Annotated in this window: 14 protein-coding genes; 5 read left to right on the forward strand and 9 right to left on the reverse strand. The window is 65.7% G+C overall.

The features are described 5' to 3' along the window. Nucleotides 1-95 precede the first annotated feature (95 nt). Nucleotides 96-1076, forward strand: coding sequence for a DUF5666 domain-containing protein (locus tag QZ709_RS05600; RefSeq protein WP_294636283.1), 981 nt, complete (start codon nt 96-98; stop codon nt 1074-1076). Nucleotides 1077-1109: 33 nt separating this feature from the next. Beyond that, nucleotides 1110-1253 carry a hypothetical protein gene (locus QZ709_RS05605; protein ID WP_294636284.1) on the forward strand — a complete coding sequence of 48 codons (144 nt, stop codon included), beginning with the start codon at nt 1110-1112 and terminating at the stop codon, nt 1251-1253. A gap of 100 nt (nt 1254-1353) precedes the next feature. On the opposite strand, the gene gltA is transcribed toward QZ709_RS05605, so the two are convergent. From gltA to QZ709_RS05640, 7 genes are all read right to left on the reverse strand, one after another. After that, nucleotides 1354-2664, reverse strand: a complete 1311-nt coding sequence (gene gltA, locus QZ709_RS05610; RefSeq protein ID WP_294636285.1) for a citrate synthase — start codon at nt 2662-2664, stop codon at nt 1354-1356. A 113-nt stretch (nt 2665-2777) separates the two neighbouring features. Next, nucleotides 2778-3068: a succinate dehydrogenase assembly factor 2 gene (locus QZ709_RS05615; RefSeq protein WP_294636286.1), complete on the reverse strand. Its 291-nt coding sequence runs from the start codon at nt 3066-3068 to the stop codon at nt 2778-2780. A 51-nt stretch (nt 3069-3119) separates the two neighbouring features. Beyond that, complete coding sequence (locus QZ709_RS05620; protein WP_294636287.1) at nt 3120-3827, reverse strand: succinate dehydrogenase iron-sulfur subunit; 708 nt, start codon at nt 3825-3827, stop codon at nt 3120-3122. A 29-nt stretch (nt 3828-3856) separates the two neighbouring features. Next, on the reverse strand, nt 3857-5635 hold the full coding sequence (gene sdhA, locus QZ709_RS05625; protein WP_294636288.1) for a succinate dehydrogenase flavoprotein subunit: 1779 nt from the start codon (nt 5633-5635) through the stop codon (nt 3857-3859). A gap of 3 nt (nt 5636-5638) precedes the next feature. Beyond that, entirely contained in the window at nt 5639-6001 is a 363-nt protein-coding gene (gene sdhD, locus QZ709_RS05630; RefSeq protein ID WP_294636289.1) for a succinate dehydrogenase, hydrophobic membrane anchor protein, read from the reverse strand. A gap of 22 nt (nt 6002-6023) precedes the next feature. After that, a complete protein-coding gene (sdhC, locus tag QZ709_RS05635) occupies nt 6024-6443 on the reverse strand; it encodes a succinate dehydrogenase, cytochrome b556 subunit (RefSeq protein ID WP_294636290.1) in 420 nt (139 codons plus the stop codon). 147 nt (nt 6444-6590) lie between these two features. Continuing rightward, a complete protein-coding gene (locus tag QZ709_RS05640) occupies nt 6591-7430 on the reverse strand; it encodes a GntR family transcriptional regulator (protein ID WP_294636291.1) in 840 nt (279 codons plus the stop codon). A 198-nt stretch (nt 7431-7628) separates the two neighbouring features. On the opposite strand from QZ709_RS05640, the gene QZ709_RS05645 reads away from it, so the two are divergent. The 3 genes from QZ709_RS05645 to QZ709_RS05655 all read left to right on the forward strand — a co-directional run bounded on the left by QZ709_RS05645 (nt 7629) and on the right by QZ709_RS05655 (nt 10323). Beyond that, nucleotides 7629-8615, forward strand: coding sequence for a malate dehydrogenase (locus tag QZ709_RS05645; RefSeq protein ID WP_294636292.1), 987 nt, complete (start codon nt 7629-7631; stop codon nt 8613-8615). A gap of 207 nt (nt 8616-8822) precedes the next feature. Continuing rightward, nucleotides 8823-9839 carry an aldolase/citrate lyase family protein gene (locus QZ709_RS05650; protein WP_294636293.1) on the forward strand — a complete coding sequence of 339 codons (1017 nt, stop codon included), beginning with the start codon at nt 8823-8825 and terminating at the stop codon, nt 9837-9839. Between the two features lie 43 nt (nt 9840-9882). Beyond that, on the forward strand, nt 9883-10323 hold the full coding sequence (locus QZ709_RS05655; protein WP_294636294.1) for a hypothetical protein: 441 nt from the start codon (nt 9883-9885) through the stop codon (nt 10321-10323). Nucleotides 10324-10357: 34 nt separating this feature from the next. Here the strand turns inward: QZ709_RS05655 and prpR are convergent, their stop codons facing one another. Next, on the reverse strand, nt 10358-12376 hold the full coding sequence (gene prpR, locus QZ709_RS05660) for a propionate catabolism operon regulatory protein PrpR (RefSeq protein WP_294636295.1): 2019 nt from the start codon (nt 12374-12376) through the stop codon (nt 10358-10360). Beyond that, nucleotides 12373-12564, reverse strand: a complete 192-nt coding sequence (locus tag QZ709_RS05665) for a hypothetical protein (protein WP_294636296.1) — start codon at nt 12562-12564, stop codon at nt 12373-12375. Before QZ709_RS05665 ends, prpR begins: the two co-directional genes overlap by 4 nt. Nucleotides 12565-12583: the final 19 nt, after the last annotated feature.

Consider the following 12583-nt stretch of genomic DNA (forward strand, 5'->3'; position numbering starts at 1 on the left):
ATGAACGCTGCCGAACGCCCCCCCCCAACGCTGCGGCCTGCGGGCCAGCCCTGCCGCCACCCCGGCTCACGCTTGTCCCTGCCCGACGCCCAGCCGTGACCACGCTCAGCATGGTGATCGCTCTGGCCGTCTCGGCGTGCGGTGGAGGCGGAGGCGGCGGCCCCGTCGTGGGCCCGACGGGCTCTTCTGGCGCGGCCACCGGCGTGGTCACTGGGCTGGGCTCGGTGATCGTCAACGGCGTCCGCTTCGACGACGGCACCGCCCTCATTCGGGATGACAGCGGCGCGACCCGCACCCGAAGCGACCTCAAGCTCGGCATGGTGGTTGACGTCACTTCCGGTCCCATCAGCCCCGGCAGCGGGGACACCCTGGGTGCGGCCACCGCCACCCGCGTCCAGTACGGCAGCAGCATCAAGGGCCCGGTCACGGCCCGGAACCTCGTCGCCGGCACACTGACCGTTCTGGGGCAGACGATCACCGTGCCGGCCGGCGTGGCGTTCGATGGCTACCCGAGCGGGTTGGGTGGCGTGGCGATCAACGACCTGATCGAGGTCCATGCACTCTTTGACCCGACCACGCAGACCTTCCGGGGCACCCGGATCGAAAAGGCAGCAAGCCTGGCTGAATGCAAGGTCGTCGGGGTCGCACAAAGCGTGGACCGCACGGCACGCTCGTTCGTGATCCGGAGCCTGGGTTTGAGTTACACAGCCGGCGCCACCCTGAACGGCCTGAACAACGCCACCACCGTCAAGGTGCGCATGCCCTACACCCCGGGTCTGGGTTGCGGTACCAGCGCGGTCACGGAGGTGTCGGCCCTCACGAGCAGCCCCGCGGAGGGCGCACAGGCCGAACTGGACGGTTTCATCACCGACTACATCGGCAACACCAGCTTCAAGGTCAATGGCCTTCCGGTCCGCGCGGGCACGGCCATCACGGGGCTGGGCAACGGTGTGCGGGTCGAAGTCGAAGGCACGGTGCAGTCGGGCGTGCTGGTCGCCAGCCGCGTGGAACTGCGGAGCGGTGCGGTCAGCGATGACCGCATCCGCCTGTATGGCGTGCCCAGCACAGCAGCGTGAATCCCACGGACCAGACGCTGCTGCTGCGGGGGGGTGACGGTGTCCTATGCGACCGCCAGCCTCGAGAACGGCATCACGGTCGGCAACCTCGGTGGAGGCACGGCGCTGGAGGTTCGCGGCGATCTGGACGCCACCGGCACCCAGGTGGTGGCCACACGGATCCGGCCGGCCAACTGAGCCAAGCACCCGCGGCGGGCGCCATTCGGAAAGCAAAAACCCCGGCCTGTTGCCGGGGTTTTTCGCTGCGGGCCTGTCTGAACAGGCCCGATCACGTCGATCAGCGCTTGCCGATCGGTGCGACGTCGCGCTTCTCGGCGCCGACGAACAGCTGACGGGGACGGCCGATCTTGTACTCGGGGTCGCCGATCATCTCGTCCAGCTGAGCAATCCAGCCCACGGTACGGGCCAGAGCGAAGATGGCGGTGAACAGCGGCACGGGGATGCCGATGGCGCGCTGCACGATGCCCGAGTAGAAGTCGACGTTCGGGTAGAGCTTGCGCTGCACGAAGTAGTCGTCTTCCAGAGCGATCTGCTCGAGCTTCTTGGCCAGGGCAAACAGCGGGTCGTTTTCGAGGCCCAGTTCGGCCAGCACTTCGTTGCAGGTTTCCTGCATCAGCTTGGCGCGCGGGTCGTAGTTCTTGTAGACGCGGTGACCGAAGCCCATCAGGCGCACGCCCGAGTTCTTGTCCTTCACCTTTTCCATGAACTCGCCGACCTTCGAGATGCCGCCCATGGCCTGGATTTCCTCCAGCATGTTCAGGCAGGCCTCGTTGGCGCCACCGTGAGCCGGGCCCCACAGGCAGGCCACGCCGGCTGCGATCGCGGCAAACGGGTTGGTGCCCGACGAACCGCACAGACGCACGGTCGAGGTCGAGGCATTCTGTTCGTGGTCAGCGTGCAGGATGAAGATGCGGTCCATGGCGCGCTCGAGCACCGGGCTCACCTTGTACTCTTCGCACGGCGTGGCGAACATCATGCGCAGGAAGTTGCCGGCGTAAGACAGGTCGTTCTTCGGGTAGATGAACGGCTGGCCGATCGAGTACTTGTACGCCATGGCCACGAGCGTGGGCATCTTGGCGATCAGGCGGATCGCGGCGACCTTGCGGTGCTCGGGATTGTTGATGTCGGTGCTGTCGTGATAGAAGGCCGACAGAGCGCCGACCAGGCCGGTCAGCACGGCCATCGGGTGGGCGTCACGACGGAAACCACGCAGGAAGAACTGCATCTGCTCGTTGACCATGGTGTGCTTGGTCACGCGGCCGACGAAGTCGTCCTTCTCGCTCTGGTTCGGCAGCTCGCCGTTCAGCAGCAGGTAGCAGGTTTCCAGGAAGTCGCAGTTGGTGGCCAGCTGCTCGATCGGGTAGCCGCGGTACAGCAGCTCACCCTTGTCACCGTCGATGTAGGTGATCTTGGAATTGCAGGACGCCGTCGACAGGAAGCCCGGGTCATAGGTGAACTTGCCGGTCTGGCCGTACAGCTTGCGGATGTCAATCACATCCGGGCCGACCGAGCCCTTGTAGATGGGCAGTTCCATGCTGGGGCTGCCGTCAGAGAACGACAGGGTGGCTTTCACGTCGGACGGGGTCATGAGCACTCCTAAGGGGTGAGTCTTGTGAGAGAAAGTGGAAACTTTTGGTACCAGGGGTGACCGACAGCAATGCGCCCTCTGCAGTCCGCTTTCGCGGCATCAGAGGGCAGCATTCAGGCCGGTCGGACCCGCATCATCGACAGCACCTGCAGGACTTCGGGATTGGCCAGATCGCCTTCGGGCTCCTTGCGGGCCAGCAGCAGATCCAGCAGATCATTGTCGGACAGGTCCATCAATTGAAGCAATCCCTGGACCAGCGGTGTGGTCAGGCGGTCACCGTGCTGTTCGAAGAAACGATCAATGAAGATGTCGTTCTCCAGCAGCCCCCGACGGCACCGCCACCGCAGCCGACGCAGCGTGTCCGGGTCGGGCGTCAGATCGGCTGGAACGGTGGCAGAGGTCATCGGGATGGGTGGGCTGGTCAGCACGTTGCGGGCAGGTGGCAGGAGCCGGGATCAGACGGCACGCTTGACCATCAGTTCCTTGATCTTGCCGATGGCCTTCGTGGGGTTCAGGCCCTTCGGGCAGACGTCCACGCAGTTCATGATGGTGTGGCAACGGAACAGACGGTACGGGTCTTCCAGGTTGTCCAGGCGCTCGGCCGTGGCTTGATCGCGGCTGTCGGCGATGAAGCGGTAGGCCTGCAACAGACCGGCGGGGCCCACGAACTTGTCGGGGTTCCACCAGAAGCTGGGGCAGCTGGTCGAGCAGCTGGCGCACAGGATGCACTCGTACAGGCCGTCCAGCTCTTCGCGCTCTTCGGGCGACTGCAGGCGCTCCTTGTCGGGCGGCGGCGTGTCGTTGACCAGGTACGGCTTGATCGAGTTGTACTGCTTGAAGAACTGCGTCATGTCCACGATCAGGTCGCGGACGACGGGCAGACCCGGCAGCGGCTTGAGCACGACCGTCTGCGGCAGGGTGCGCATGTTGGTCAGGCAGGCGAGGCCGTTCTTGCCGTTGATATTCATGGCGTCCGAACCGCACACGCCTTCACGGCACGAACGGCGGAACGACAGGGTGGGATCGACAGCCTTGAGCTTGACCAGGGCGTCCAGCAGCATGCGTTCGTTGCCGTCGAGTTCGATCTCGATGGTCTGCATGTAGGGCTTGGCGTCCTTGTCAGGATCGTAGCGATAGATCTGGAAAGTGCGCTTTTGGCTCATGATGAATTCCTAATGCTGGGTCGCTTCGATCAGAAGGTACGGACCTTCGGCGGCACCGATTCCACGGTCAGCGGCTTGAGGTTCACAGGCTTGTAGTCCAGGCGGTTGCCTTCGGAATACCACAGCGAGTGCTTCATCCAGTTGTCGTCGTCGCGGTTCGGGAAGTCGTTGTGGGCGTGGGCGCCACGCGACTCCGGACGGGCGGCGGCCGACACCATCGTGGCCTGGGCGGCTTCGATGAGGTTCTCGACTTCCAGCGCCTCGATGCGGGCGGTGTTGAAGACCTTGGAGTTGTCCTTCAGGCCGATGCTCTTCACGCGCTCGCGGACCTCGGCGATCTTCTTGACGCCCTCTTCCATCGAAGCCTGGGTGCGGAACACGCCAGCGTGCTTCTGCATGGTCGAGCGGATGTCGTTGGCGACGTCCTGGCAGTACTCGCCGTTCTTCTGGTTGTCCAGACGGGCCAGACGCGACAGGGTGTAGTCGGCAGCGTCCTTCGGCAGCGGCTTGTGGTTCTTGGTCTTGAGGTTGAAGTCGACGATGTGGTTGCCGGCGGCACGGCCGAACACCACGAGGTCGAGCAGCGAGTTGGTGCCCAGGCGGTTGGCGCCGTGCACCGACACGCAGGAGCACTCACCCACGGCGTACAGACCGTTGATGATCTCGTTGGGCTTGCCGTTGGCCGGCACCACGACCTGGCCGTGCACGTTCGTCGGAATGCCACCCATCTGGTAGTGGATGGTCGGCACCACGGGGATCGGCTCCTTGGTGATGTCGACGTTGGCGAAGTTGTGGCCGATCTCGTACACCGAGGGCAGACGCTTCATGATCGTCTCGGCGCCCAGGTGGGTCATGTCCAGCAGCACGTAGTCCTTGTTGGGACCGCAGCCTCGGCCTTCCTTGATTTCCTGGTCCATCGAGCGGGACACGAAGTCACGCGGAGCCAGGTCCTTCAGGGTCGGGGCGTAGCGTTCCATGAAGCGCTCGCCGTTGGCGTTGCGCAGGATGGCGCCTTCGCCGCGGCAGCCTTCGGTCAGCAGCACGCCCGCGCCGGCCACGCCGGTGGGGTGGAACTGCCAGAACTCCATGTCTTCCAGCGGGATGCCGGCGCGCGCCGCCATGCCCAGGCCGTCACCGGTGTTGATGAAGGCGTTGGTGGAAGCCTGATAGATGCGGCCGGCGCCACCGGTGGCGAACAGCACGGTCTTGGCGTGCAGGATGTGCACGTCGCCGGTTTCCATTTCGAGGGCGGTCACACCCACCACGTCGCCGTCGGCGTCGCGGATCAGGTCGAGGGCCATCCACTCCACGAAGAACTGGGTGCGGGCCTTGACGTTCTGCTGGTACAGCGTGTGCAACAGGGCGTGGCCGGTACGGTCGGCCGCGGCGCAGGCGCGCTGCACGGGCTTTTCACCGTAGTTGGCGGTGTGGCCGCCGAACGGACGCTGGTAGATGGTGCCGTCGGGGTTGCGGTCGAACGGCATGCCGAAGTGCTCGAGCTCGTACACGACCTTCGGCGCTTCACGGCACATGAACTCGATGGCGTCCTGGTCGCCCAGCCAGTCGGAGCCCTTGACGGTGTCGAAGAAGTGATAGTGCCAGTTGTCTTCCGACATGTTGCCCAGCGAGGCGCCGATGCCGCCCTGTGCGGCCACGGTGTGCGAGCGGGTCGGGAAGACCTTGGACAGGACGGCGACGTTCAGGCCGGCCAGGGAGAGCTGCAGCGAGGCACGCATGCCGGAGCCGCCGGCACCCACGATGACGACGTCAAACTTGCGGGTGGGAAGAGAGGTAGCGATAGCGGTCATTTTTTACAGTCTCCACAGCACTTGGATGGCCCAGCCGGCACAGCCGACCAGCCACACGATCGAGAACACCTGAAGCGTCAGGCGGATGCCGACCGGCTTGATGTAGTCCATGAAGAGGTCACGCATGCCGACCCACACGTGGTAAAGCATGGCGATGATGACGACGAAGGTCAGCGTCTTCATCCACTGCTGGGAGAAGATGCCGGCCCACTTGTCGTAGCCGAGCGGGCCACCGAAGATGACCTGCACCAGCAGGACGATGGTGAACAGGGCCATCAGAACGGCCGTGATGCGCTGCGCCAACCAGTCGCGCAGACCATAGCTGGCACCGGTGACGATGCGCTTGGTTCCGTAGTTTTGGGACATGCTTGCTTTCCTGAAACAGTGATCAGAACAGACCGAACAGCTTGGCGCCCAGCACGACGGTCAGCGCGATGCTGACAGCCAGGGTCGTCACAGCGGTCGACTTGCCGGTTTCCTTGGAGTAGGAATGCGACACCTCCATCAGCAGGTGACGGAGGCCGGCGCAGAAGTGGTGCAGGTAGGCCCAGATCAGGCCAAGAACGACGAGCTTGAAGAACCAGCCAGCCTGGCCCGTGAAGACGGCCGTGAACTCGTCGTACGAGATCTCGGTCGAGACGCTCTTGTCGAACATCCAGATGATGAAGGGCATCAGCAGGAACATGACGGCACCGCTGATGCGATGCAGGATCGACACGATGCCGGCGGCGGGCAGCCTGTAGGCAAGGATGTCGGTGACGTGGATGTTCCGGTAGACGGGGCGTGGGGTTTTCGCGTTGTCAGCCATGTTGTGTGGGGCTCCTGCCGAGCGTCATTAATCTGTCAAGAGAACACGGGATTTTAGGGCAATCCCCAGCCCGACGATCTCGTTCTGCTTTTGGTCAAAACTGCTTCAGACCCAAGCAGAACGGGGGACTCGTGAAAACGTTTTCGGTCAGCTCAACTCGTTGCGGTAGTAATGTCGTTCGGTGCAATACAGGCCACGGCGCAGCTCGACGGGCTGATCGCCATAGGTCAGCGACAGACGTTCGACACTGAGCAGCGGCGCGCCCACCGGCACCTGAAGGGCCTGGGCAATGTCGGCATCGGCCGTCACCGCGCGGAGTTTTTCTTCGGCGCGGATCATCCGCACCCCGAATTCGGATTCGAACAGCCCGTACATCGGGCCACGGTATTCACTGAGGCGGTCTGCCGTCAGCCCCTTGAAGAGGCGACCGGGCAGCCAGATGTCGTCGAACACGACAGGGCGCCCCGAAAAGTGCAGCACGCGGCGGATCTCGACCACCATGTCGCCCGGCTTGAGGTGGAGCGCGCGCGCCACATCGGCGGGCGCACGCAGGCGGCGGCAATCGAGGAATTCGCGCTTGGAACCGGACGGATCGGCGTCCGGTTGATCGGGCATCAGACGCAGGAAGCGGTACTGAACCTGCTCTTCGGCGTGGGTGGCCACGAAAGTGCCCTTGCCCTGACGGCGCGTCAGGAGGTTCTCGGCCGCCAGCTCATCGACCGCCTTGCGCACGGTCCCCTGGCTGACCTTGAAACGGGCCGCCAACTCGATTTCGCTGGGGATGGCCTCGCCCGGACGCCACTCGCCGGACTGCAGACTGCGAAGGATCAGGGCCTTGATCTGCTGGTACAGCGGACTGAAGGACGGCCCCGACGCAGACGCAGACGACCCACCCGTGGGCAGGGCGGTATCGGCAGCGGAGGTAGGCGGAGGGGTCACCACAGCGTGTCGGCTTGTCTTGGGGGCGATCTTGGTACGATCGGTCATGCGTCGGTCAGGCCGGATAAGGCCAGGCCGGGCGGTATTGCACCACAATCGGCTCTGGCACGCAACAAATCTGACGAATGATGTCTTATATAAGACATAAGACCCCTGACTTTAACAGAATCTAGCCAGGAAGGCCGTCACGGCGCTACACTTGCGGGTTTGTTCCACCCGTCCGTCACCACCTCTTCGGAGTTGCATATGAGCAAAGCACCCGTTCGCGTCGCCGTCACCGGCGCTGCTGGCCAGATTGGCTACGCCCTCCTGTTCCGCATCGCCTCTGGCGAAATGCTGGGCAAGGACCAGCCCGTGATCCTGCAACTGCTGGAGATCCCTGACGAGAAGGCCCAGAACGCCCTGAAGGGCGTGATCATGGAGCTGGAAGACTGCGCCTTCCCGCTGCTGGCCGGCATCGAAGCCCACAGCGACCCGATGACCGCCTTCAAGGACACCGACTACGCCCTGCTGGTCGGCGCCCGCCCCCGTGGCCCCGGCATGGAGCGCGCCGACCTGCTGGCCGCCAACGCCCAGATCTTCACCGCCCAGGGCAAGGCCCTGAACGCCGTGGCTTCGCGCAACGTGAAGGTGCTGGTCGTCGGCAACCCCGCCAACACCAACGCCTACATCGCCATGAAGTCGGCTCCGGATCTGCCGGCCAAGAACTTCACCGCCATGCTGCGTCTGGACCACAACCGCGCTGCTTCGCAGATCGCCGCCAAGATCGGCTGCGCCGTGGGCGACATCGAGAAGCTGGCCGTGTGGGGCAACCACTCGCCCACGATGTACGCTGACTACCGTTTCGCCACCGTGAACGGCAAGTCGGTCAAGGACACCATCAACGACCACGACTGGAACGCCAACGTGTTCCTGCCGACCGTGGGCAAGCGTGGCGCCGCCATCATCGCCGCTCGCGGCCTGTCGTCGGCCGCTTCGGCTGCCAACGCTGCCATCGACCACATGCGCGACTGGGCCCTGGGCACCAACGGCAAGTGGGTCACGATGGGCATCCCGTCGAACGGCGAATACGGCATCCCCAAGGAAGTCATGTTCGGCTATCCCGTCACCTGCGAAGGCGGCGAGTACAAGATCGTCGAAGGTCTGGAGATCGATGCCTTCTCGCAAGAGTGCATCAACAAGACCCTGGCCGAGTTGCAGGGCGAGCAGGACGGCGTGAAGCACCTGCTGTGATGCCTGGGCTCTGAGTTTCAGAGCCTCTGCAGATCGCACACCAACCGGCCCGTGGCAACACGGTGCCGGTTTTTTGTTGCCCGGTTTTTGTTACCTGAGGTTGAGGCTGTGCGCAGTGCGTGCAACCCGTCATGCATCAGGGGCATTTTTTGGGCGAGACTGGCGGCATCGCGGCTGACCCGCCCTTCTTGCATCGAGCACAGCACCATGTCGACCCTGACCGCCATCCACCCGCGCCATGCGTTGTTCGGCGCCGAGAAGCCCACGCCGATGCTGCCGGTGTGCGATCACTACGCTGGCGTCGAAGAGCGCATGCGCAAGAGCCTCGCGCTACAGGCGGAGATGGCCGAGGAGGCGGGACGGCCTGTGTTCGACGTGACCCTGGACCTGGAGGACGGAGCGCCAGTGGGCGGCGAGCACGAACACGCCTTGCTGGTGGCCGAGCTTGTGGACAGCACCGCCAACGTTCACAACCGGGTGGGCGCCCGTGTGCACGACTACCGTCACAAGCGCTTCGAGGACGACATCGACACGCTGATCGCCCGCGCGGGCGAGCGGCTGGCCTACATCATGGTGCCCAAGCTGGCCAACGTGGACGATGCCCGCGGGGCCATCGAGGCCATCCGGCAGGCCCGGGTCCGCCACAACATCGGACGGGCGCTGCCGGTGCACGGCCTGATCGAAACCCACAAAGCCGTGCAGCAGGTGGCAGAGATCGCGGCGCTGCCCGGCCTGGAGTCGCTGTCGTTCGGATTGATGGATTTCGTGTCGGATCACCGTGGTGCGGTGCCCGCCTCGGCCATGAGCGTGAAAGGTCAGTTCAGCCACCCCCTCGTTGTGCGGGCCAAGCTGGAGATCTCGGCCGCGTGCCACGCGGCCGGCATCACACCCTCGCATTGCGTGGTGACGGAGTTCAAGGACAGCCGGGCCCTGAGCGAAGCGGCAGAGAAAGCCACGCGGGAGCTGGGCTACACGCGCATGTGGAGCATCCACCCCGACCAGATCCCGGTGATCGTGGAGGCCTTCGCGCCGGTGACGGCCGAAGTGGACGACGCCATCGAGATCCTGACGGCGGCGCAGGCCGCGCACTGGGCGCCCACGGCCCACCGCAAGGTGCTGCACGACCGCGCCAGCTACCGGCATTACTGGCACGTTCTGGAGCGGGCCTGGCTGACCGGACAGCCGCTTCCGGCCGACATCGAAGAGGCGTTTTTCGGCGCGTGATGACCACAAACCGCGCGGTGTGCGCACAGCCTCCCGGTTCAGCATGCCCGTCACGCGCCTGAGCGAGCCGGCAGGTCTGCCACCCGACCTGGTCTGGCGGATGGCTGGGTCCGAGGTCGGCTCATGGCGATGGGTGGGCGACGACCTGCTGCTTCGGCTGGCCGTGGGCGCGGTGCATGGCACGCTGGACGCAGGACACGCCCCGACCGACGGGCACCTGCTGCCGCTGTGGGTGCGATGCGAAGGCGTCGCCGCGTCGGTGGCGCTGCCCGAGCATGGCGGCGCCCTGGGCGACGGACAGGTCGACCTCGGCGGCCACGTGCTCCGTGAGCTCCCCGTGCCCGGCGCGGTGACGGCGCCGGAAGGGGGCGAGTTGTGCCTGACGTTGACGTGGCGCCAGGGCATGCACGCCGCCCTGCGGTGCCGCGCGGTAAAGGTGGTGCCGGATGCGAGCAGCCGCCTGATCGAGTCCTGGGCCTGTTGAGGGCACCGTCGACGGAGGTCTGCGTCGAGCGGCCTCAGGCTTCGAGCCCGGCGGCACGCAAGCGCCGCCACAGCGTCGTCCGGCTGATGCCGAGCAGGGCGCACATCTGGCTGCGGTCGCCTGCACAGGCCTCCCATGCCTCGAGCAGCTCCTGCTGGTTGGCTGCCGGGACGGCACCGCGTGAGCGCGGCAGTGCCGCCGAGGCCGGCGACGTGGACGGCTCCGCCCTGCCCGGCTGCATCGCCGACGGCTGCCCGTGCCCCCCGAACAGTTCGGGGGCCACCCGCCGCAATTGCTCGCGGGCGATCTCGCTCGTCATGGGCGAGCGGCTCGCTTCCGCCCCAGCGTAGGCCATCCAGCGCTCGATGAGGTTTTCCAGCTCACGCACATTGCCAGGCCATGCATGATGGGGCGCCTGGACCACCAGCGCCTGCAGCAAAGGCCCGGCGGCGGAAGGGTCCAGCTGCAGGCGCCGGCAAACCTGGCGGGCCACGGCCTCGGCAATCAGCGCGATGTCGGGCAGGCGGGCGCGCAAGGGCGGGACGTCGACCCGCAGGATGTTGAGCCGGTAGTACAGGTCCAGGCGGAACAGCCCCTGCTCGACCTGCGCCGACAGATCACGGTGGGTGGCGGCGATCACCCGCACATTGACCGGGGTGGGCTCGGTGGCCCCCACGCGCAGCACCTCGCGCGCCTGCAGCACGCGCAGGAGCCGCGCCTGCAGCGAGGGGGGCATCTCGCCGACCTCGTCCAGGAACAGGGTACCGTTGTGCGCGGCCTCGAACAGGCCGATCTTGCCGCCCTTGCGCGCACCGGTGAACGCGCCCTCTTCGTAGCCGAAGAGCTCGCTCTCGAGCAGCGACTCGGACAGGGCGGCGCAGTTGACCGCCACGAACGGCATGTCGCGGCGTTCGCTGGCGCGGTGGATGCCCTGCGCGACCAGCTCCTTGCCGGTGCCGCTTTCGCCGATCAGCAGCACCGTGGCCTGGCTGCGCGCGCAGGCGCTGGCGGTCTCGCGCAGTTGGCGCGCCACAGGGCTGTCTCCCAGAAAGGCGTCCAGCTCATGTCGGGGCGACGAGGCCACCGGCTTGATGCGGGTGCGGATGTGGCGGTCCACGCGCTGGATGCTGATCGGATCCTGGCAGCTGAGTACCGCCCCGGTGAGCACGCCCTGCTCGAGGATGGGCATGCGGTTGACGATCAAGGCCTTGCCCTTGACGCGCTCGATGCGCTCCAGGTCGGGCACGGCCAGGCGCAAGGTCGCCAGCAGGCTGAGCTCCGGGCAGACCTCGCTGAGGCGCTGTCCCACCCACGCGCCCGGCGCGACGGACAGCAACTGGGCCATGGCGGGGTTGAGCGTCTGGACGCGCTCCTCCTGATCGACCGCGATGACGCCATCGCTGAGCTGGGCGAGGATGGTGTTGAGGCGCTCGCGCTTGGCCTGCTCGATGCGGGCGGCACGCGCCACTTCCACCGCGTCTTCCAGCGCCTCGCGGACGGCGTCGCGCGAGTACAGAAAGACGCCGGTGAGCCCAAGCTGGTCTGCGGTGTCCGCCACCACCCCGGTTCCCACCACCACCTGCACGCCTTCTTGCTGCAGGGCGCGGACACTGGCCTGGGCCTCGTCTTCGGTGTGATAGGTGCGCTGCACGACCTCCAGCTCGAACAGGCCGTCGAACTGCCGGATGTCGGGCGCCATGCCTTCGTACGTCACCAGGCCCACGCGGGCCGACACCTGCCGGGCCTGGGCCAGCGCCCGCATGAGGTCGAAGCCACCCACCTTGACGAGCACCACAGGGGTGTCGAGCCGCTGCCGCAGGTAGCCGCCATTCGAGCCCGCCGCCACCACCACGTCGACCGGGCGCTCGCGATGCAGGCTGCGCAGTCCGCTGACGGCCTGCTCGTAGCCCATGTCGAGCACCTCGACGCGCGCACGGTCGGCGAACTGGGGCGCCAGTTCCTGCAACATCTTGTTGATGCGCCGGAACCCCACGGCCACAATGCGCGGCAGAGAAGGCGGCAGGCCTCGGGATGGATGGAGCGACAAGGTCATGCAGGCGGCGTTTCAGAGGTTCGTTTCATTGTTTCATGAAACACCTTGAAATGGGCCCTCTTTTTGAAACATCCATGGAACACGCCACGGTTCGCCACCGAACGAAATCCAGAAAAAAGTTCTTCTGATTCAAAGGCTTGCCTTTCGCTGAGGCGGATACCGGCACCCCACGAAAGGCTGGCACGCACGTTGCGCTTGTACGGGCAA

The sequence above is a fragment of the uncultured Aquabacterium sp. genome, from assembly GCF_913773725.1.
Taxonomy (GTDB): domain Bacteria; phylum Pseudomonadota; class Gammaproteobacteria; order Burkholderiales; family Burkholderiaceae_C; genus Aquabacterium.